Source organism: Streptomyces melanogenes, from assembly GCF_014649795.1.
Lineage (GTDB): Bacteria > Actinomycetota > Actinomycetes > Streptomycetales > Streptomycetaceae > Streptomyces > Streptomyces noboritoensis.
In genome coordinates this window covers 152,741-171,451 of record NZ_BMTS01000008.1, presented here as the reverse complement: position 1 = coordinate 171,451, position 18,711 = coordinate 152,741, and the positions used below count along the sequence as shown (strand labels likewise).

The following is an 18,711-nucleotide window of genomic DNA, read 5'->3' as shown; positions in this document are numbered from 1 at the left end:
CCCCCCACGGTGAACAGGGCCGGGTCCGGACTCCTCCCCAGAGTTCGGGCCCGGCCCCCCCGTTCACGTCCGGCGCAGCGCGACGAAGGGGCGCCCGGCCGCCGTCCACCGCTCGGCCGCCCGCCAGCCGGTGGCGTGCGCGTACTTCAGGAGTGCGGCGGCGCCGAGCCGAGACCAGGGGAAGCCCGTCCCGAACGCGCCCCGGCCGTCGGCCACCCGCACCTCCACGTGCTCGTCCACGTCGAAGGGCGCCGCCTCCACGAGCAACTGCCCGTCGGGACACAGTAGTTGGGCCGCCCGTTCCAGCAGGGCGGCCGGGTCGCCGCCGATGCCGATGTTGCCGTCGAGCAGGAGCGCGGTGTGCCAGCGGCCCTCGCCGGGCAGCGGGTCGAACACCGACCGGCACAGGGCGCTGCCGCCCGAGCGCTGGGTGCGGCGGACGGCCTCGGGGCTGACGTCGACGCCGAGCGCGGCAGTACCGAGCGCGGCGAGCGCCACCACCAGGCGCCCGGGCCCGCACCCGATGTCCAGCACGGCGCCCCGGCACCGCCGCAGCACGGTCAGGTCGGCCGGGTCCGGCGCCGCGCACCAGCGCTCCACTTCGAGCGGCAGCAGCCAGCCGTCCCGGCGGTGCAGGAACAGCGGCCCGCGCCCGCTGCGCAGGGCGGCGGTGTACGGATCGGCCCGCCAGGCGAGCGCGGCGGGCACGGCGGTCGTGGTCATCGCGCGGCGCCCGCCTCGACGGAACCGCCCCCGCACAGGGCGACCGCCCGCGCGAACCGGCCGTCCGGCGCGAGCGCCGCCACTTCGCGCACGTCGGCCGCGATGTCGACGTCCCGCAGCGGCTCCAGCTCGTGCACGGTGAGCCCCGCGTCGACGAGCCGCCGCCGCTGGACCGCGCCCGTCTCGGGGACGGACATGGGCACCCCGCGCAGCAGCGAAGGGTCGGGAGCGGTCAGGCCGAGCGACCAGAAGCCGCCGTCGGCCGCCGGGCCGAACCAGGCCTCGCCCGGCCCCCATCCGGCCAGGGCCGGGGCCAGCAGATCCGGGCCCACCTGCGGGGTGTCCATGCCGATGAGCAGGGCCGGGCCCGGATCGAGCGCGAAGGCCGCCGCCAGGCGTTCGTCCAAGCCGCCCGCGCACTGCGGGACGACCTCGATGCCCGGTGGGAGCCACGGGCCGGGCGCCCCGTCGAGGACCAGGACCCGGCGCCGGGCCGGAGCGGCGAGCACCGCGTCCAGGGTGTCGGCGAGCGCCGCCTCGGCGATCCGCGCGGCCTGCTCGGGCGAGTACGGCGGGGTCAGCCGCGTCTTGACCCGGCCCGGCACCGGCGCCTTGGCGATCACCAGGAGGGTGACCGGCGCCGTCACCGCACACCCGCCGTCGCGGCGGGAACCGGCGGCAGGGCGAGCACCGCGCGCATGTCCCGCACGGCCTGCCAGGTGCCCCGCCAGGTGCCGGTCACCTTCGACCTGCCGGTGCGCGGCAGATACGGCACGTCGTACTCGCGCACCCGCCACCCGGCGTCCGCCGCGCGCACCACCATCTCCAGCGGATAGCCGCTGCGCCGGTCCGCGACGCCGAGCGCGAGCAGCGGCGCGCGCCGGGCCGCCCGCAGCGGGCCCAGGTCGTGCAGGCGCAGCCCGGTGCGGCGGCGCAGCATCCTGGCCAGGGCCAGGTTCCCGGCGCGCGCGTGCGGCGGCCAGGCCCCGCGCGCGGTGGGCCTGCGCCGCCCCAGGACGAGGTCGGCGTCTCCGGCGGCCACCTCCCGTACGAAGGGCGCGAGGAGCGAGGGGTCGAGTGAGCCGTCGCAGTCGCAGAAGCAGACGTACTCGGCGTCGGCCGCCAGCAGCCCGGCGTGGCAGGCCGCGCCGAAGCCGCGCCGGGCCTCGTGCACCACGGTCGCGCCGAGCGCGCGGGCGATCTCGGCCGAGCCGTCCGTCGAGCCGTTGTCGACGACGACGGCCCGCCAGCCCGCCGGGATCCTGGCCAGCACCCAGGGCAGCGCCTCGGCCTCGTCGAGGCAGGGCAGTACGACGTCCACCGTCGTGGGGATCGAGTCGGTCACGCCCCTCACGGTACGAAGGCGCGGCGGACAAATCGGGACTTCGGGTTCTTACGAAACAGGGACGTCGTCCCGGGTCGGCCATCCGGGTGGCGACGCGGCGGCCCGCCGGATGCGACCCTGTGGCCATGCACAACGCCCAGTCCCGCATCCTCGTCGTCGACGACGACCCGACCGTGGCCGAGGTGGTCACTGGCTATCTCGAACGCGCCGGGTACGAGGTCGAGCACGTCGGCGACGGCCCCGCCGCCCTGCGCGCGGCCGGTGCGCGCCGGCCCGACCTCGTCGTCCTCGACCTGATGCTGCCGGGCATGGACGGCCTGGAGGTCTGCCGCACCCTGCGGAGCGCCGGTCCCGTACCGGTCATCATGCTCACCGCGCGCGGCGACGAGGAGGACCGGGTGCTCGGCCTGGAGATAGGCGCGGACGACTACGTCACCAAGCCGTTCAGCCCGCGCGAGCTGGTGCTGCGCGTCGACTCCGTGCTGCGCCGCAGCCGGGCCGCCGCCGCCCGGCCGGGCCCGCCGGTTTCACGCGCGGGCATCGTCCTGGACCCGGCCGCCCGCCGCGCGGTCAAGCAGGGCTCTGAACTCGCCCTGACCCTGCGGGAGTTCGACCTCCTCGCCTATCTGATGAGCCACCCCGGCGAGGCCGTCACCCGCGAGCGGCTGATGCGCGAGGTGTGGGGCTGGGAGTTCGGCGACCTGTCCACCGTCACCGTCCACGTACGGCGGCTGCGCGGCAAGGTCGAGGACGACCCCGCCAAGCCGCGGCTCATCCAGACGGTGTGGGGGGTCGGGTACCGCTTCGAGGCGGCGGACGCGGACGACGCGCCACAGGGCGCGGGCCTCGCCGGAGAGGAGGCCTGACCATGAAGGACGTCCTGCTCATAGCCGTGTACGCGTTCCTGGGGGCCGCCGCCGCGGGCCTGCTCGGGGCCCTCGCGCTGCGCCTGCTGCGCCACCGCTCGGTCACCGCCTCGCTCGCCGTGGTGGCCGCCGTCGCGGTCAGCGCGATGCTCGCCGGGACCCTCGCGGTGGCCTGGGAGATGTTCCTGTCCTCGCACGACCTGAAGGTCGTCACCCTGGTCATCGCCATGGCCGCGGCCGTCTCGCTCGCCACCGCGCTCATCCTGGGCCGCCGGGTCGTCGCCAGCAGCCATCAACTAGCCCTGGCCGCCCGCTCGTTCGGCGACGGCGGCAGCTTCGCCGCGCCCGCCGGGCCGGCCACCGCCGAACTCGCCGCGCTCAGCCGCGAGCTGGCCGCCACCAGCGCCAGGCTCTCCGCGTCCCGCGAGCGCGAACGCGCCCTGGAGACCTCCCGCCGCGAGCTCGTCGCCTGGATCTCGCACGATCTGCGTACCCCGCTCGCGGGGCTGCGCGCGATGGCCGAGGCCCTGGAGGACGGCATGGCCAAGGACCCCGAGCGCTACTTCCGGCAGATCCGCACCGAGGTCGAGCGCCTCGACGGCATGGTGGGCGACCTCTTCGAGCTCTCCCGCATCCACGCGGGCGCCCTCACCCTCAACCCGGCCCGGATGTCCGTGCACGACCTGGTCGGTGACGCGCTGGCGGGCGCCGACCCGCTCGCCCGCGAGCACGGCGTGCGGCTGGTCGGCGACCGCGTCGAGCCGGTCCCGGTCGAGGTCGACGGCAAGGAGATGACCCGGGTCCTGGCGAACCTGCTGGTCAACGCGATCCGGCACACCCCGGCCGACGGCACGGTCGCGGTCGCGGCCGAGGCGCGCGCGGAGTCGGTGGTGCTCTCGGTGACGGACGGCTGCGGGGGCATCCCCGACGACGATCTGAACCGCGTCTTCGACACCGGCTGGCGCGGCACCGAGGCGCGCACCCCACCGGGCGGCGCGGGCCTGGGCCTGGCGATCGTACGCGGCATCGTCGAGGCGCACGCGGGCAGCGCCGCCGTCCACAACGTGCACGGCGGCTGCCGCTTCGAACTGATCCTCCCGGCGGCCCGTCCCTGACAAACCGTCAGCCAGTGGCCGGGCGTAGCTCCGCCCGCGCGAACTCCGCCATCCCGTCCGCGAACCCCACCGCCGGCCGCCACCCGAGCTGCTCGCGCAGCCGCGCCGAGTCGGCCGTGATGTGGCGGACGTCCCCGAGCCGGTACTCGCCCGTCACCACCGGCTTCGGCCCGCCGTACGCCCCGGCCAGCGCCTCGGCCATCTCGCCCACCGTGTGCGGGGTCCCGCTGCCCGTGTTGTACGCGGTGAGGGTCCCCGGCGGGCGCTCGTGCAGGGCCTCCAGGGCCACCGCGTTCGCCTCGGCCACATCGCGTACGTGGACGAAGTCGCGGCGCTGGCGGCCGTCCTCGAAGACCCGGGGCGCCTCGCCGCGGGCGAGCGCCGAGCGGAAGAAGGAGGCGACCCCGGCGTACGGGGTGTCGCGCGGCATCCCCGGCCCGTACACGTTGTGGTAGCGCAGCGACACCGCACGCCCGCCGGTGGCGCGCGCCCAGGCGGCCGTCAGGTGCTCCTGGGCCAGCTTGGTGGTGGCGTACACATTGCGCGGGTCCGCGGGCGCGTCCTCGGAGACCAGGCCCGGCGTCAGCTCCGCGCCGCAGCGCGGGCACAGCGGCTCGAAGCGCCCGGCCGCCAGCTCCTCGTGCGGCCGGGGCCCGGGGCGTACGGGCCCGTGGCGCGGGCACTCGTAGTGCCCCTCCCCGTACACCACCATCGACCCGGCGAGCACCAGGTCCCGCTGCTCCCGCTCGGCCATCGCGGCGAGCAGCACCGCCGTGCCGAGGTCGTTGCAGGCCACGTAGTCGGGCGCGTCGGAGAAGTCCGTGCCGAGGCCGACCATCGCGGCCTGGTGGCAGACGGCGTCCACGCCGCGCAGCGCCCGGGCGACCGCCTCCGGGTCGCGGACATCGTCGCCGGGCCGGACCGCGCGGTCGAGGACGACGGGCTCATGGCCCCGGGCGGAGAGGGCCGAGACGATCTGCGAGCCGATGAAGCCCGCGCCTCCCGTGACAAGTACACGCATAGGGGCGACGCTACGGAGACGGAGCCGGAGATGCCGTGTTCCACCCCGTACCGTCACCACCTCGTAAGGAGTCCGGTCATGCCCGTTGAGCCGCTGTCGCAGAAGGACATCGAGGACCGCCTGCGCGAACTGCCGGGCTGGTCGCTCCCGGACGGCGAGGAGCGCCTCGCCCGCACCTACCGGCTGGCCTCGCACTTCGCGGCCACCGCGATGGTCATCCACATCGCGCAGATCCAGGACGAGCTGAACCACCACTCCGATCTGACGCTCGGCTACAACACGGTGGCGCTCACGGTGAACAGCCACGACGCGGGCGGCCGGGTGACCGAGAAGGACTTCGCACTCGCCCACCGCGTCGAGGCGATCGCCCCCGGCCACGGCGCGGGCTGACCTCCCGGGGCGCGCGGGCCCCGGGAGGCGCCGGGCTCACGCGTCGAGCGCCGCCACGTCCAGGTCGGCCAGCCGCTCCAGGTCGGCCAGGATGTTGATCTCGACGATCCTGTCGTCCCGGACGGTGAAGCCGAGCACCGCCATCGTCCGGCCCTCCGGGGCGTTGACCACGCCCATCGCGCCGTTGACCAGTGCCGGGCGGGCGAACCTGGCGTACTGGGCGAAGGACAGCGCGTTCTGGACCACGGCGTGGGCGCCGAGCACCGTCTTGGACGGGGTGAGCGAGCCCGGCCCGTAGTCGGCCCGGAGCACGATGTCCGGGTCGAGCGTGGCGAGCAGGCCCTCGAAGTCGCCGCCGCGCGCCGCCGCGAGGAAGGCGTCGACGACCTTGCGCTGCCGGTTCAGGTCCGGGTCGGGGACGGCCCGGCCCTGCACCCGGCGGCGGGCTCGGCTGGCCAGCTGCCGGGTCGCGGCCGGGGCGCGGTCCACGATCGGCGCGATCTCCTCGAACGGCACCCCGAACATGTCGTGCAGCACGAACGCCAGCCGCTCCGCCGGGGCCAGCGTGTCGAGCACGACGAGCAGGGCGAGCCCGACCGAGTCGGTGAGCAGCGCCTCGTGCTCGGGGTCCACCCGGTCCGGGCGGTCCACGATCGGGTCGGGCACGTGGACGTCGAGCGGATCCTCCCGCCGGGCCTGGCGCGAGCGCAGCATGTCGAGGCAGACCCGCGAGACGACCGTGGTGAGCCAGCCGCTCAGGTTCTCCACGCCCTCGCTGGAGCTGTCCGCCCGCAGCCAGGCCTCCTGGACGGCGTCCTCCGCCTCGCTCAGCGAGCCGAGCATCCGGTAGGCGACCGCCCGAAGGCGCGGGCGGTTCTCCTCGAATCGCTCCGCCAGGGATTCGTTCTCGTCCATCGGTTCAGCTTCCTTCGTCGCGGCGTGTCGTCAATGCGGTGACAGACGAAAACCTAGTCCGAAGGAATGGCGACTACCCGACGGCAGGCCCCGATTGCGGTAATCGGACGCTCACGGAGGGCGTGGTGTTGGTCACGGCAGGTTTCGGTCACCTGGCCGGAGATCAACGATCGGGGCGGTCGGGGTGGGCCCGGCGGGCCGCCGGGCCCGGTCCTCAGCCCTGCCAGTCGCCGGCCGCCGCCGCGTCCCGGGCGAAGTCCGCGAACGCCTTGGGCTCCCGGCCGAGGACCCGCTTGACGCCGTCCGTGGTCGAGGAGTTGTGCCCGTCGAGCAGCGTCGTGAACAGCTCAGCGAGCCACTGCGCCTCGCCCTCCGGGAGCCCGTACCGCTCCAGCAGTCCGGCGTACTCGGCGCCGGACATCGGCACGTACCGCACCGGGCGGCCGGTCGCGGCCGACAGCGCCGCCGCGACGTCGGCGAGGGTCAGCAGCTGAGGGCCCGTCAACTCGTGGACCAGCCCCGCGTGCCCGTCCTCGGTGAGCGCCTTGACCACGACGTCGGCGAGGTCGTCGGCGTCCACCCACGGCTCGGCCGTGTCGCCCGCCGGGAACGGTATCTCGCCCGCGAGCACGCCCTCGATCATCGCGCCCTCGCTGAAGTTCTGCGCGAAGAACGCGGCGCGTACGACCGTGAGGTCCGCGCCCGACTCGCGCAGGGCGTCCTCGGCCAGGACCGCCGCCGGCTCGCCGCGCCCGGAGAGCAGCACCAGGCGCCGCACACCGTGCCGGACGGCGAGCCCGCCGAAGGTCCGCATCGCCTCGACCGCGCCGGGCGCCGCGAGGTCCGGGAAGTACGCCACATACGCCGCGTCGGCACCCGCGAGGGCGGGCCCCCAGGTCGACTCGTCGGCCCAGTCGAAGCGCATCTCGCCGCTGCGCGAGCCGGAGCGGACCGGCACCCCGAGCGCGGTGAGCCGCTCGACGACCCGGTGCCCGGTCTTGCCGGTGCCGCTGGTCACGAGCACGGTGTTCGGCGTGGCGGAGGTGTCCTGATCGGTGTTCAGCTCTGTGTTCGTCATGCGTCCAGCTTCGCGGGCACGGCCCCGACTCTCCATGCTCCAAGGGCTCATGCGCATACGTCTGCGTCTACGGCTCCGCCACCCGGTCCGACAGGGCTGCGACTAGGCTCGCGGCCATGGACGCACTCGCCGGACTCCTCGACGGACCGCGCGCCCGTGGGGCGTTTCTGCTGCGGATGGTGATGGAGCCGCCGTGGTCCGTACGGATCGAGGACCGGGCGCCCATCTGCCTGATGTCGATGACACGCGGCGAGGCGTGGATCGTCCCGGAGTCGGGGCCGCCGGTCCTTGCCCGGCCCGGTGACATCGTCGTCGCGCGCGGCCCCGACCCGTACACCGTCGCCCACGCGCGCGACGCCGAGCCGTTCGCGAGGATCGGCCCGGGCGGGGCGTGCACCACGCTGCGCGGCGAGCCGCTGGCGGAGTCGATGGATCTGGGCGTACGGACCTGGGGCAACGCCGCCGACGGCTCGGCCACGATGCTCGTCGGCACGTATCTGATGGAGGGCGAGATCAGCGGGCGGCTGCTCGACGCGCTGCCGCCGCTGCTCGTGCTCACCGCCGAGGAGTGGAACTGCTCGGTGATGCCGCTGCTCGACGAGGAGATCTCCCGGGACGAGCCCGGCCAGAGCGTCGTTCTGGACCGGCTCCTCGACCTGCTTCTGATCGCGGTGCTGCGGGCCTGGTTCAACCGGCCGGGCGCGGACGCGCCCGCCTGGTACCGGGCGATGGGCGACCCGGTGGTGGGGCCCGCGCTGCGGCTGCTCCAGAACGAGCCCGCGCACCCGTGGACGGTCGCCGCGCTCGCCGCGAAGTGCGGGGTCTCGCGGGCCGGTCTGGCACGGCGGTTCGGGGAGCTGGTCGGGGAGCCGCCGATGGCGTACCTCACGGGCTGGCGGCTCGCGCTCGCGGCGGACCTGCTGCGGGAGAGCGACGCGACGGTCGAGGCGATCGCGCGGCAGGTGGGGTACGGGGGCGCGTTCGCGCTGAGTGCCGCGTTCAAGCGGGTGCGCGGGGTCAGCCCGCAGGAGCACCGGACGAATTGCCGAAACGGCAAAGAGATTCCCGGCTCCGGGGAGGCCGGGGGCAGGGTGGAGCCATGAGCGAATCGCGCGGCCACGACGGCCGGAACGGGCAGGACGGGCAGAACAGCCGGCACGGTGGCCACCGGGGTCACACCCATGGCCACTCCCACGGTCATGGCGACGGCTGGGCCGACTTCGACTGGGAGGCCCTGCTGCCGCTCCTGGTGGGCGAAGCCGAGCTGTTCTCGGGGGCGTACGGGGAGGCCGCGGCCTGGATCGGCGGGCAGCGGCCGGACGCCGAGGTGCGCCGGATCCTCGACATCGGCAGCGGCCCGGGCGTGGTGACCTGTCTACTCGCCCAGGCCTTCCCGCAGGCCGAGGTCGTCGCCGTCGACGGCAACCGGGCGCTCCTCGGGCACGCGCTGGCCCGGGCGGAGCGGCTGGGTCTGGCGGACCGCGTCCGTACGATCGAGGCCGAACTCCCCGAAGGCTTCGGCAAGTTGGGCGAGGCCGATCTGATCTGGGCGGGCAACTCGCTGCACCACCTGGGCGACCAGCGGGCCGCGCTCGCCGGGTTCGCGGGCCTGCTGCGGCCGGGCGGCACGGTGGCGCTCGCCGAGGGCGGGCTGCCCACGCGCCGGCTGCCGCGCGACATCGGCATGGGGCAGCCGGGCCTGGAAGCCAGGATCGACGTGCTGGTGGACGAGCGGTTCGCCCTGATGCGGGCGGAGCTGCCGGACGCGAAGGAGGAGACCGAGGACTGGGCGGCCCTGCTGACGTCCGTGGGGCTGACGTCCCCGGCCACCCGCACCTTCCTGGTCGACTTCCCGGCGCCGCTGGATGCGGCGGTGCGGGAGCAGGTGGTGTCCGCGTTCACCCGTCACCTGGAGACGGTGGGCGAACGGCTGTCGCCGGAGGACGCGGCGGTCCTGACCCGCCTCCTCGACCCGACCGACGAGGCGGGTCTCGCGCGGCGGCGGGATGTGTTCCTGCTGGCGGCGAGGTCTGTCCATACGGCACGGCGGGCGGGCTGAGGGGCCCGGTGTTCGTCTGCGGGTTGTGGTGGGCTGGTCGCGCAGTTCCCCGCGCCCCTAAGAGCGCCCCTCCGGGCCGCCCAGGCGATTGCCGCGGAGCGGGCCCTAAGGGGCGCGGGGAACTGCGCGACCAGCCACAGACGGTCTGCGGACGAAGGCGGGTTTTTAGGGGCGCGAGGAACTGCGCGAGCAACCCACCACTCACCCGCAGACAAAGACCGGGCCCCAAAAGGGGCGCGGGGAACCGCGCGCTCAGCCCGCCACCGGTTCGCAGACGAACGAGACCGGCCGCTCAGAAGTCGAAGTCGTCCGGGTCCGGACCCAGCCGCTTCGCCTCGTCCAGCGCCGCGATCGCCGCGATGTCCTCCGCGTCGAGCTCGAAGCCGAACACGTCGAAGTTCTCGGCGATCCGCGACGGCGTCACCGACTTCGGGATCGCGATCGTCCCGAGCTGAACGTGCCACCGCAGCGCGACCTGCGCCGCAGTCTTCCCGTACTTCTGCGCGATCGCCACGATCGTCGGGACCTCGAGCAGCCCCTTGCCCTGTCCCAGCGGCGACCAGGCCTCGGTAGCGATCCCGTGCTCGGCGTGGAAGGCGCGCAGCTCCGGCTGGGCCAGCTGCGGGTGGAGCTCGACCTGGTTGACCGCCGGGACCACACCCGACTCGTCGATGATCCGGCGCAGTTGCGGCTCCTTGAAGTTGGAGACGCCGATCGCCTTGGCGCGGCCGCTCTGTGCGAGCTCGCCGAACGCCTTCCAGATCGCCACGTAGTCGTCGCGCATCGCGCGCGGCCAGTGGATCAGATACAGGTCGACGTAGTCGAGGCCCAGCTTGGCCAGGGACGCGTCGAACTCGCGCAGGACGCCGTCCCGCGTCCACGTCTCGCTCGCGTTGTTCCACAGCTTCGTGGTGACGAACAGCTCCTCGCGGGCGACCCCGGACGCCGTGATCGCCTTTCCGGTGCCCACTTCGTTCTCGTAGATCGCGGCCGTGTCGATCGACCGGTACCCGGTCTCGATCGCGGTCGTGACCGCCTGCGCGGCCTCGGCGTCCGGCACCTGCCAGACACCGTAACCGAGCTGCGGCATCTCGACGCCGTTGTTGAGGGTGATGGAGGGGACCTTGCTCACGAGCGGTCGATCCTTACGTCGTCGGTCTGGTACTCACAACATCAACGATCAAGCGGACACAACCATTCCCAGCGCGCTGAACCCATTGTGACGGTGGCCTGATTTCTGCGCTACAGATCCGACCTTCTCGGTTCAGACCATTGACCGCGCACCAACAAGACGCGACTCTATGGCACATAACTGAACGCGGTACATCCTTGTGAACGCCGCGTCCGGTCCTTCCCCTGCATATGCCGTGCAGAGTTCACTCCTGAACCCCACCTCCCAGGAAGATCTGGAAAGGCAGGTACGACCCCATGAACGACACCAAGGAAACATCGGAGGAAACGCCGGTCTGGGTGACTCCCGACTATGTGGTCGTCGAGACCGCGCTGGAAGTCACCGCCTACGCCCTCACCGACCGGTAGACCCACCGCCATGCTGCTGCAGGTGCTGGGCACCGCGGCGGGCGGCGGACTGCCCCAGTGGAACTGCGCGTGCCCCGGCTGTGCCGGGGCACGCGCCCACCCGCACCGGCGCCGCCGCCACGCGTCACTGGCCGTCAGGGTGGCCGACCACCGCTGGTACGTCGTCAACGCGGGCCCCGACCTCACCGACCAGATCGAGGCCGCCCCCGCCCTCCACCCCGGCCCGGGCCTCCGGGACACCCCCGTCGTCGGCGTCGTCCTCACGGACGCCGAACTCGACCACACCCTCGGCATCGCCCGACTCCGCGAGGCCCGTACCGGAGTCGAGGTCTGGGCGACCCCGCCCGTACGGCACGCACTGCTGAACGGACTGCGCCTCGGGGACGTCCTCGGCCCCTATACCCCCCTGGAATGGCGGGAGTTGGGCCCGGACCCGCAGCCCCTCGGCGATGCCATCGAGCTGAGTGCCCTGCCCATCTCGGCCAAACGGCCGCGTTACGCGCACGAACTGCCCCCACCGCCCGGAGCCCGGGACGACCTCTCCTGGGCCGTCGCCCTCCTCCTCCACGAACCCTCCACCGGCGCCCGTGCCGTCTACGCCCCCGCCCTCGCCGCCTGGCCCGACGCCTTGCAGAAGGCCGTCGAGGACGCCGACTGCGTCCTGGTCGACGGCACCTTCTGGGACGACGACGAGCCCGTACGCACCGGAATCTCACCCCGCACCGCCACCGCCATGGGACACCTGCCCATCGACGGGCCCGACGGCACCGCCCATCGGCTCACCGGGATACGCGGCCGGTGCCTCTACACCCACCTCAACAACACCAACCCCCTCACGGACCCCGACGCGGCCGAACACACCCGGCTCACCGCCCTGGGGCTCGAAGTCGCCGCCGAGCGGATGGTGATCGAGCTATGAGTTCTCGCGGAAACCTTGCCGACGCCACTCAACTGCCTTGGACCGACGCCGAGTTGGAGTCACACCTTCGTGCCGTCTCCGACGCCCGCTACCACGACCGGCACCCCTTCAACGTACGGATGCACAAGGGCGATCTGTGCCCCGACGAGCTGCGGCGGTGGATCGTCAACCGCTTCCACTACCAGCGGCACATCCCCGTCAAGGACGCCCACATCCTCGCGAAGTTCGACACACCGGCTCTGCGGCGTACGTGGCTGCGGCGCATCCAGGACCACGACGGTGTGCGCGACGGAGAGGGCGGGATCGAGCGCTGGCTGCGGCTGGGGGAGGCCGCCGGGATCGACCGGGAGCGGCTTACCTCGGGTGCCGAGGTGCTTCCCGGCGTACGGCTCGCGGTCGACGGATACGTCAACTTCTGCCGGCTGCGGCCGCTGCTCGACGCCGTCGCCGCCTCGCTCACCGAGCTCTCCGCGCCGGGGCTGATGCGCACCCGCATCGACGCGTTCGAGCGGCACTATCCGTGGATCGAGGCCGATGGGCTCACGTACTTCCGCACCCGGATCGAGCAGGGCGGCCGCGACGGCGGTGAGGCGCTCGCCCTCGTCAAGTCCTGGGCGCGCACCCGTGAGCAGCAGGAACGGGCCGTCGCCGCGCTCGCCTTCAAGTGCGACGTCCTGTGGTCGCTGCTCGACGCGGTGGAGCGCGGCGAGGCCGACACGTCCGGGGGTGCGCCATGAGCCCCTGGCGGCCGGCGCTCGCCCGGTCCGTGCTGCTGCGCCACGACCGGGTGCGCGGCACCGATCTGCTCGTGCTGCCCGAGCGCGTCGTCGTGCTGCGCGGCCCCGCCGGGCACATCGTGCGGCTGTGCGACGGCCGCCGTGACGTGCGGGGGATCGTCGACGAGCTCGGCGCGCGCTTTCCGGGCGCGCCGGTGGCCGACGAAGTCCCGGTGTTCCTCGGCAAGTTACGCGACGAGGGGTGGCTGCGATGACCGTCGACCCGCCCTGGGCGCTGCTCGCCGAGCTCACCCACGGCTGCCCGCTGCGTTGCGCGTACTGCTCCAACCCGGTGGAGCTGGTACGCCGAAGTCGCGAGCTGGACACCGACGACTGGCGCCACGTCATGGCCCAGGCAGGTGAGTTGGGCGTCATCCACACCCACCTCTCCGGCGGTGAACCGCTGCTGCGCCGCGACCTGCCCGAGATCGTCGCCGCCGCCGACGCGGCCGGGATCTACACCCAGCTCGTCACCAGCGGGATCGGTCTCGACGCGGAGCGCCTGAGCGCTCTGGTACGCGCTGGCCTGCGGGCCGTGCAGCTGTCCGTCCAGCACGCCGACGCGCGGACGTCCGAACGCATCGCGGGCCGCCGTCGCTCCTTCGCGGCGAAGGAGCGGGCCGCCGCCCTGGTGCGGGAGGCGGGGTTGCCGCTGGGGCTCAACGTGGTGCTGCACCGCGACAACCTGGACGCGCTCGACGCCATCGTCGAGCTGGGGCTCGGCTGGGGCGTCGACCGCATCGAGCTGGCCAACGCCCAGTTCTACGGGTGGGCCCTGCTCAACCGGGACCACCTCCTGCCCGAACGCGGCCAGTTGGAGCGCGCCCGGGACACGGTGGAGCGCTGGCGGGAGCGGCTCGCCGGGCGCGTCGAGCTCGTCTGGGTCGTCCCCGACTACTTCGACGGCACCGCCAAGCCCTGTATGGGCGGCTGGGGCGCGGTCTCGCTCACCGTGGCACCCGACGGCACCGTGCTGCCCTGCCCGGCCGCCGCGTCGCTGCCGGGCCTCGACCCGCCCAATGTCCGCGACCGGCCGCTGGAGTGGATCTGGCGCGAGTCCCCGGCCTTCAACGCCTACCGGGGCACCGCCTGGATGCCCGACCCCTGCCGTGGGTGCGAGCTGCGCACCGTCGACTTCGGCGGCTGCCGCTGCCAGGCGTACGCGCTGACCGGCGACCCGGCCCGCACCGACCCGGCGTGCCACCGCGCCCCCGACCACCACCTCGTCCAAGAGTTCACGGCCCGCCGCACCTCCGACGTGCCCCAGCCCCTGCCCGTACCCCGTTCGTACAGGTCGTCCCCCCAGCCGTCCCCATGAGGTGACCATGATGAGAACCCGCGGCCCCCACCGCGCCCCCGACACCCCTTCCCGCGCCTCCCGCCGGGGTCCCCGCCTGCTCACGGCCCTCCTGGCCGCCGCGCTCACGGCGGGCGGGATCGGCACTGCCACAGCCCCCGCCACGGCCGCCCAGCACCGGGCGGCCCACCGGTCCGACGTCCGGGCCACGGACTGGTCGGTCGCCATGACCAAGTCGACGACGGCCCGCTTCACCCCGTCGTCGATCGGCGGCTGGTCGTACCCGGTCGGGCTCTACCTCTTCGGCCAGTACCAGGTCTACCAGCGCACCCACGACCCCAAGCTGCTTTCCTACATCAAGAGCTACGTCGACCGGTTCGTGGACAGCTCGGGGAAGATCGGCCAGAGCTTCAACAACCTCGACAGCATGCAGGCGGGCCGACTGCTCGTGATCCTCCACCACGAGACCGGGCAGGACCGCTACCGGATCGCCGCCAAGAAGGTCCGCGACCGGCTGAACACCTATCCCCGCACCGCCGACGGCGGCTTCTGGCACGCCGACAACAGCAGCCGTGCCCACCAGCTGTGGGCGGACGGCGTGTACATGGTCAACCCGTTCCTGGTCGAGTACGGCAAGGAGTTCGGCGACTCCGCGTACGCCGACGACGAGGCGGCCAAGCAACTAGCCGTCTACGGCAGCCACTTGCAGGTCTCCAACGGCCTGCTCAAGCACGCGTACGACGAGTCACGCACCGCGAGCTGGGCCGACAAGTCCACCGGGCTCGCCCCCGAGCACTGGTGCCGGGCCATCGGCTGGTACTCGATGGCGGTCGTCGGTGTGCTGGACGCGATCCCCGCCGGGCATCCGCGGCGCGCCGAGCTCCTCACGTATCTGCGCAACCTCGCGGGCGGTCTTGAGCGCTACCAGGACCCGAAGACCGGCCGCTGGTTCCAGGTCGTCGACAAGGGAGCCAAGTCCGACAACTGGACCGAGACGTCCTGCTCCAGCATGTTCACCTACGCGCTGGACCGCGCGGTCCAGCAGGGCTACATCGACCCGCACTACGAAGCGGTCGCCCAGCGCGGCTACCAGGGTGTCCTCGCCAAGATCTCGCTCGGCACGGACGGCCGGACCAACCTCACCGACATCTCCATCGGCACCAACGTGGGTGACTACGCCTACTACATCGCACGCACCCGGGCCACCAACGACTTCCACGGCCTCGGCGCCTTTCTGATCATGAACGAGCAACTGGAGGAGGACAGGTGAAGAGATGCTCCGCGCTGCTCGGCCTCGTCGTGGCCGCGCTGCTCACGCTCGTCCAGCCCACCGCCCTCGCGGCGCCGTCGGAGTCTCCCGCCCAACCGGCCTCCGCCGCAGGCGAGTTCAACGTCAAGAGCTACGGCGCCAAGGGCGACGGCTCCGCCAATGACAGCCCGGCCGTCGACAAGGCGATCACCGCGGCCAACGCGGCCGGCGGCGGCACCGTGCGGTTCCCGTCCGGCACCTACAAGTCGCAGAACACCATCCATCTGAAGTCCAACGTCACCCTGCAACTCGACTCCGGAGCCACGCTCAAGGGGTCCAGCGCGGGCAAGTACGACCCGCCCGAGTCCAACCCGTATGACAAGTACCAGGACTACGGCCACAGCCACTTCCACAACGCCATGATCCACGGCGACCGGCTCAGCAACATCGGTTTCACCGGCGCCGGGGTCATCGACGGCGGCGGCAACCTCATCACCGGCAACCCCAAGTCCGGCCAGGCCGACAAGATCATCTCGCTGACGCGGTGCGACGGACTGACCCTGGGCGGTGGGATCACCCTGCGGCGCGGCGGCCACTTCGCCGCCCTGATCAACGGCTGCTCGCACGTCACCTCCGACCGGCTGCACATCGACACGGCGAGCGACCGCGACGGCTGGAACATCATCAGCACCACCCAGGTGGCCATCACCAACGCCGACATCGCCGCCAACGACGACGCCCTGGTCTTCAAGAGCGACTACGCGCTCGGCGCCAAACTCCCCAACGGTCATGTCACCGTCCACGACAGCAAGTTGTCCGCGAAGTGCTGCAACGCGCTGATGTTCGGCTCGGAGACCTGCGGCGACTTCACCGACTACCAGTTCCAGGCGATCACCATCAACGGCGCCAACAAGTCGGGCCTGGGCTTGGTGTCGATGGACGGCGCCGACATCAGCGACGTCCACTACCGCGACATCACCATGACCAATGTGCACTCACCGATCATGCTGAAGATCGGCACCCGCAAACGCTGCGGCAACAGCCCCGGCGTGGGGCACATCTCCAACGTCACGTACGACAACATCAAGGCGACCGGCAGCAGCCCCTCCTTCAGCCCGACCCTGTGGGGCGAGTCCGGCGCGAACCACATCAACGGCGTGACGTTCACCCACGTCGACCTCACCGTCCCCGGCGGCAACGGCACCATGTCGACCGGTGTGCCGACCAACACCTCCACGGACTACAACCCGAACAGCATCGGCACCCGCCCCGCCTTCGGCTGGTATCTGCACAACGCCGACAACGTCTCCTTCACCGACAGCTCGGTGCGGTTCGCCGCCAATGACGGGCGGCCCGCGGTCATCGCCAACGGCGGCGGCCCGGTGCGGTTCACCCGTTTCACCGCGCAGCGCGGCAGCGGCAGCCCCCACGACCTGGGCTTCCAGAACGTCAGCGGCTACTGCGTCACCGACAGCGCCAACACCTCCGGCGGCGCCCTGCGGATCGCCAACTCCGGCTCCACCTCCTTCTGCACACCCCTCACACCCCTCACACCTCGGTACGCGGCGAACCCACGCCAGGACTTCCTGCGCGCCTCGACCTCCGGGCTCTTCCTGCACTGGGGCGAGCGGACCGCGCCCGCCCACACCAGCTGCTCGGCCTGGGAGTCCGACGTCACCGGCGGCGGCTGGACGCCCGACTACTGGGTGAGCGAGGCGCAGAAGCTGCACGCGCAGTATCTGGTCCTCGCCACCTTCCACAGCCGTCTCGGCTATGCCCGCCCCTGGCCGTCGAAGATCCCCGGCAGCTGCTCGACCAAGCGGGACTTCCTGGGCGAGCTGATCGCGGCCGCCAAGGCCAAGGGCCTGAAGACCATCCTCTATATGACCGACGACCCCCAGTGGCACAACGAGGGCGGCCATGAGTGGCTGGACTCCGCCGCCTACTCCTCGTACAAGGGCAGCCGTGTCGACCTGACCACCCGCGACGGGTTCGGGCAGTTCAGCTACGACAACTTCTTCGAGGTCATGGACCGCTATCCCGACCTCGGCGGCTTCTGGATCGACAACGACAACGCCTACTGGGAGAGCCACCACCTGTACGAGCAGATCCAGCAGAAGCGCCCCTCCTTCACGCTCAGCAACAACAACGAAGACACGCCGGTCATGGATATGATCAGCAATGAGCAGAAGACCGGGATTAGCCCCGCCTACGACTATCCGCAGGCGCTCTACACCGCCCAGCCGCGGCTCACCGAGGCCGACTTCAAACTGCCGTCCACCGGCGCCTGGTGGTACGACGGATCGAATCCGAGCGTCGACAAGAAGCTCACCCTGGGACGGCTCGTCACCAACGCCGGGTCGTCGGTGAAAGCCCTCATGGCGGAAACGGCCCAGGTGAACGGGAAGTTCCCGGCCAACCAGGCTTCCTTCAACGACTTCGCCAACGGCTATCTGGACCCCGTCTGGGAGTCGCTGCACGGCGTCGAGGGCGGCGGCTATATGTACGGCGGCCTCAAGCCCGGGTTCTGGAACGACGGCGCCCACGGCGTCACCACCATCGCCAAGACCGACCCCGACCGGCAGTACGTCCACGTCATCACCCCGCCCAGCACCTCGGTCCTCAAGCTGCGCGACAACGGCTACCGGGTGACCGGGGTGACCAACCTCCGCACCGGCGCGGCGATTTCGTACAGCCAGTCCGGCGGCACGCTCACCCTCAGTGGCCTGGGCGGCTGGGACCCGTACGACACCGTCTTCAAGGTCACCACGGCCGGGCGCACCGGGATCATCCCCGCCGGCACCTACACCATGACCGCCAGCGCCTCGGCGAGCGGACACGGGGCCGCGGCCGCGGCCGACGGCAGCTATCTGACGTACTGGGACAGCGACAAGACCCTCCCGGTGCGGCTCGACTACGACCTCGGCTCGGCCACGAAAGTCCAGTACCTCGGCATCAACCAGCGGGAAGACTCGGTGAGTTACGCCAGGTCCGACATCGAGCAGTCGGCGCGCATCAAGGGCTACAAGGTGTACGTCAGCGCGGACGGGAGCTCCTGGGGGAGCCCGGTGAAGTCCGGCACGCTGCCCAGCGCGCGGGGTGTCGCGATCATCGACCTCCCGGCGACCACGGCCCGCCACGTCCGCCTCGAAGTCACCAGCACCTACGCGGCCTCCTCCGACACCGCCCGCTACAAGCGCCTGCGGATCGACGAGACGTGGCTGGGTTCGGCGTACGCCACATCCGGATCGCGAGCCCAGGAACCCGGATCCGGCCGGGGCTGATCCCGGGCGCTCCCACCCCAAAGCCCCCAACTTGCGCACACATAACGGAAGTTGGGTCTACGCGAGCCATTGACATCAGGCTCTCCAGGCACTGCTATGCAGTGATGGTTAGGAAGCTTTCCTAACTCGCCTTCC

Annotated in this window: 19 protein-coding genes; 12 read left to right on the top strand and 7 right to left on the bottom strand. The window is 72.2% G+C overall.

Translation table 11 applies throughout. The annotated features are described in order from the left end of the window. Positions 1–63 precede the first annotated feature (63 nt). Genes IE252_RS19215 through IE252_RS19210 form a run of 3 tightly spaced genes read right to left on the bottom strand, consistent with a single transcriptional unit; the run spans position 64 to position 2,077 of the window. A complete protein-coding gene (locus IE252_RS19215; RefSeq protein WP_229848579.1) occupies positions 64–723 on the bottom strand; it encodes a methyltransferase domain-containing protein in 660 nt (219 codons plus the stop codon). Then, positions 720–1,370, bottom strand: coding sequence for a TIGR04282 family arsenosugar biosynthesis glycosyltransferase (locus IE252_RS43310; RefSeq protein ID WP_229848577.1), 651 nt, complete (start codon positions 1,368–1,370; stop codon positions 720–722). Before IE252_RS43310 ends, IE252_RS19215 begins: the two co-directional genes overlap by 4 nt. Next, positions 1,367–2,077, bottom strand: a complete 711-nt coding sequence (locus IE252_RS19210; RefSeq protein ID WP_373298573.1) for a glycosyltransferase family 2 protein — start codon at positions 2,075–2,077, stop codon at positions 1,367–1,369. The genes IE252_RS43310 and IE252_RS19210 overlap by 4 nt, the downstream gene beginning before the upstream one ends. A gap of 116 nt (positions 2,078–2,193) precedes the next feature. On the opposite strand from IE252_RS19210, the gene IE252_RS19205 reads away from it, so the two are divergent. Both IE252_RS19205 and IE252_RS19200 read left to right on the top strand, forming a co-directional pair. After that, complete coding sequence (locus IE252_RS19205; protein WP_190090668.1) at positions 2,194–2,934, top strand: response regulator transcription factor; 741 nt, start codon at positions 2,194–2,196, stop codon at positions 2,932–2,934. A 2-nt stretch (positions 2,935–2,936) separates the two neighbouring features. Then, positions 2,937–4,049: a sensor histidine kinase gene (locus tag IE252_RS19200; protein WP_190090667.1), complete on the top strand. Its 1,113-nt coding sequence runs from the start codon at positions 2,937–2,939 to the stop codon at positions 4,047–4,049. A gap of 7 nt (positions 4,050–4,056) precedes the next feature. On the opposite strand, the gene IE252_RS19195 is transcribed toward IE252_RS19200, so the two are convergent. Further along, complete coding sequence (locus IE252_RS19195; RefSeq protein ID WP_190090666.1) at positions 4,057–5,070, bottom strand: NAD-dependent epimerase/dehydratase family protein; 1,014 nt, start codon at positions 5,068–5,070, stop codon at positions 4,057–4,059. A 78-nt stretch (positions 5,071–5,148) separates the two neighbouring features. Here IE252_RS19195 and IE252_RS19190 point away from each other — a divergent pair, with 78 nt between their 5' ends. Beyond that, positions 5,149–5,460 (top strand): 4a-hydroxytetrahydrobiopterin dehydratase, encoded by a 312-nt coding sequence (locus IE252_RS19190; RefSeq protein WP_190090665.1) that lies wholly within the window; start codon positions 5,149–5,151, stop codon positions 5,458–5,460. Positions 5,461–5,496: 36 nt separating this feature from the next. On the opposite strand, the gene IE252_RS19185 is transcribed toward IE252_RS19190, so the two are convergent. Beyond that, positions 5,497–6,375 carry a sigma-70 family RNA polymerase sigma factor gene (locus tag IE252_RS19185; RefSeq protein WP_190090664.1) on the bottom strand — a complete coding sequence of 293 codons (879 nt, stop codon included), beginning with the start codon at positions 6,373–6,375 and terminating at the stop codon, positions 5,497–5,499. 214 nt (positions 6,376–6,589) lie between these two features. Beyond that, positions 6,590–7,453 (bottom strand): NmrA family NAD(P)-binding protein, encoded by an 864-nt coding sequence (locus IE252_RS19180; protein ID WP_229848575.1) that lies wholly within the window; start codon positions 7,451–7,453, stop codon positions 6,590–6,592. A gap of 116 nt (positions 7,454–7,569) precedes the next feature. Between IE252_RS19180 and IE252_RS19175 the strand changes: the two genes are divergently transcribed. Both IE252_RS19175 and IE252_RS19170 read left to right on the top strand, forming a co-directional pair. Next, positions 7,570–8,556, top strand: coding sequence for an AraC family transcriptional regulator (locus IE252_RS19175; RefSeq protein ID WP_190090662.1), 987 nt, complete (start codon positions 7,570–7,572; stop codon positions 8,554–8,556). Continuing rightward, complete coding sequence (locus IE252_RS19170) at positions 8,553–9,512, top strand: class I SAM-dependent methyltransferase (protein WP_190090661.1); 960 nt, start codon at positions 8,553–8,555, stop codon at positions 9,510–9,512. The genes IE252_RS19175 and IE252_RS19170 overlap by 4 nt, the downstream gene beginning before the upstream one ends. A 292-nt stretch (positions 9,513–9,804) precedes the next feature. On the opposite strand, the gene IE252_RS19165 is transcribed toward IE252_RS19170, so the two are convergent. Next, a complete protein-coding gene (locus tag IE252_RS19165; RefSeq protein WP_190090660.1) occupies positions 9,805–10,644 on the bottom strand; it encodes an aldo/keto reductase in 840 nt (279 codons plus the stop codon). A gap of 296 nt (positions 10,645–10,940) precedes the next feature. Between IE252_RS19165 and pqqA the strand changes: the two genes are divergently transcribed. From pqqA to IE252_RS19130, 7 genes are read left to right on the top strand one after another with little or no spacing between them, the layout of a single operon-like run. Beyond that, complete coding sequence (pqqA, locus tag IE252_RS19160) at positions 10,941–11,051, top strand: pyrroloquinoline quinone precursor peptide PqqA (RefSeq protein WP_190090659.1); 111 nt, start codon at positions 10,941–10,943, stop codon at positions 11,049–11,051. 10 nt (positions 11,052–11,061) lie between these two features. Continuing rightward, positions 11,062–11,970 carry a pyrroloquinoline quinone biosynthesis protein PqqB gene (pqqB, locus tag IE252_RS19155; RefSeq protein WP_190090658.1) on the top strand — a complete coding sequence of 303 codons (909 nt, stop codon included), beginning with the start codon at positions 11,062–11,064 and terminating at the stop codon, positions 11,968–11,970. After that, positions 11,967–12,707 (top strand): pyrroloquinoline-quinone synthase PqqC, encoded by a 741-nt coding sequence (gene pqqC, locus IE252_RS19150; RefSeq protein ID WP_190090657.1) that lies wholly within the window; start codon positions 11,967–11,969, stop codon positions 12,705–12,707. Before pqqB ends, pqqC begins: the two co-directional genes overlap by 4 nt. Then, positions 12,704–12,961: a pyrroloquinoline quinone biosynthesis peptide chaperone PqqD gene (gene pqqD / locus IE252_RS19145; protein WP_190090656.1), complete on the top strand. Its 258-nt coding sequence runs from the start codon at positions 12,704–12,706 to the stop codon at positions 12,959–12,961. Before pqqC ends, pqqD begins: the two co-directional genes overlap by 4 nt. After that, positions 12,958–14,064 carry a pyrroloquinoline quinone biosynthesis protein PqqE gene (gene pqqE / locus IE252_RS19140; RefSeq protein ID WP_190090655.1) on the top strand — a complete coding sequence of 369 codons (1,107 nt, stop codon included), beginning with the start codon at positions 12,958–12,960 and terminating at the stop codon, positions 14,062–14,064. The genes pqqD and pqqE overlap by 4 nt, the downstream gene beginning before the upstream one ends. 7 nt (positions 14,065–14,071) lie before the next feature. Then, entirely contained in the window at positions 14,072–15,313 is a 1,242-nt protein-coding gene (locus IE252_RS19135; protein WP_229848572.1) for a glycoside hydrolase family 88/105 protein, read from the top strand. Beyond that, the gene (locus tag IE252_RS19130; RefSeq protein WP_190090654.1) at positions 15,310–18,576 is read left to right on the top strand and encodes a glycosyl hydrolase family 28 protein; all 3,267 of its coding nucleotides are present in this window, start codon (positions 15,310–15,312) and stop codon (positions 18,574–18,576) included. Before IE252_RS19135 ends, IE252_RS19130 begins: the two co-directional genes overlap by 4 nt. Positions 18,577–18,711: the final 135 nt, after the last annotated feature.

Coding starts and splice junctions, on each gene's coding strand:
- IE252_RS19185 (WP_190090664.1), bottom strand. CDS start 6,375: ATGGACGAGAACGAATCCCTGGCGGAGCGATTCGAGGAGAACCGCCCG.
- IE252_RS19190 (WP_190090665.1), top strand. CDS start 5,149: ATGCCCGTTGAGCCGCTGTCGCAGAAGGACATCGAGGACCGCCTGCGC.
- IE252_RS19205 (WP_190090668.1), top strand. CDS start 2,194: ATGCACAACGCCCAGTCCCGCATCCTCGTCGTCGACGACGACCCGACC.
- pqqA (WP_190090659.1), top strand. CDS start 10,941: ATGAACGACACCAAGGAAACATCGGAGGAAACGCCGGTCTGGGTGACT.
- IE252_RS19135 (WP_229848572.1), top strand. CDS start 14,072: ATGATGAGAACCCGCGGCCCCCACCGCGCCCCCGACACCCCTTCCCGC.
- pqqE (WP_190090655.1), top strand. CDS start 12,958: ATGACCGTCGACCCGCCCTGGGCGCTGCTCGCCGAGCTCACCCACGGC.
- IE252_RS19195 (WP_190090666.1), bottom strand. CDS start 5,070: ATGCGTGTACTTGTCACGGGAGGCGCGGGCTTCATCGGCTCGCAGATC.
- IE252_RS19180 (WP_229848575.1), bottom strand. CDS start 7,453: ATGACGAACACAGAGCTGAACACCGATCAGGACACCTCCGCCACGCCG.
- IE252_RS19200 (WP_190090667.1), top strand. CDS start 2,937: ATGAAGGACGTCCTGCTCATAGCCGTGTACGCGTTCCTGGGGGCCGCC.
- IE252_RS19215 (WP_229848579.1), bottom strand. CDS start 723: ATGACCACGACCGCCGTGCCCGCCGCGCTCGCCTGGCGGGCCGATCCG.
- pqqB (WP_190090658.1), top strand. CDS start 11,062: ATGCTGCTGCAGGTGCTGGGCACCGCGGCGGGCGGCGGACTGCCCCAG.
- IE252_RS19175 (WP_190090662.1), top strand. CDS start 7,570: ATGGACGCACTCGCCGGACTCCTCGACGGACCGCGCGCCCGTGGGGCG.
- pqqD (WP_190090656.1), top strand. CDS start 12,704: ATGAGCCCCTGGCGGCCGGCGCTCGCCCGGTCCGTGCTGCTGCGCCAC.
- IE252_RS19170 (WP_190090661.1), top strand. CDS start 8,553: ATGAGCGAATCGCGCGGCCACGACGGCCGGAACGGGCAGGACGGGCAG.
- pqqC (WP_190090657.1), top strand. CDS start 11,967: ATGAGTTCTCGCGGAAACCTTGCCGACGCCACTCAACTGCCTTGGACC.